1 protein-coding gene is annotated in these 605 nt (G+C 61.3%); it reads right to left on the minus strand.

Annotated features, from left to right (window positions below):
- On the minus strand, positions 1 to 605 hold a 605-nt coding region (locus tag ACUXVH_RS31650; protein WP_445496860.1), incomplete at both ends, for an immunoglobulin-like domain-containing protein.

Below are 605 nucleotides of genomic sequence, written 5' to 3' on the forward strand. Positions count from 1 at the left end.
TAGACGATGGAACCGCCCTCGGCCACGGACTCAGTAGCCGAGAGGCTCAGGGTTGTAGTGTCCGGGGTATCGGTAACGTTGGTTTCAGCCGGCTTCTCGCTGATTTCCAGCTTCTCGTAGTTGCCACCGTCGGCTTTGGTGATGGTCGTGCTCAGGGAGCTGCCGCCAGCGAGGGCATCGTTTGGTGCGGTGAAATTCACGCTGCCAGAGGACTCACCCACTGGGATGGTGATGGTCTGTCCGTTAGACAGAGTCACCACCACAGGCGAGCCGGTCACTGGCGCAGTCACCGAAGCGGTGTAAACGACGGTGCCGCCTTCAGCCACATTCGGGGTGGCGGTCAGGCTGACGGTGCTGGTGTCGATGGTATCGGTGACATCAGTCACAGCTGGAGTCGGATTGGTCTCCAGGTGCTCGAAGTTGCCGCCTTCGGCTTTAGTGATGGTGGCTTCGACCTTGCCCGCGTCCTTGTAAACGTCATCGGCAGGTGCGGCCACGGTTGCCGTGCCCGAAGTGGCACCGGCGGCGATGGTGATTACCGCGCCATTGCTCAAGGTCACGGTGACCGGGGTGCCAGCTGCATTAGTCAGGGTCGCGGTGTAGAC

The sequence above is a fragment of the Pseudomonas sp. 8(2025) genome (genome assembly GCF_052665325.1).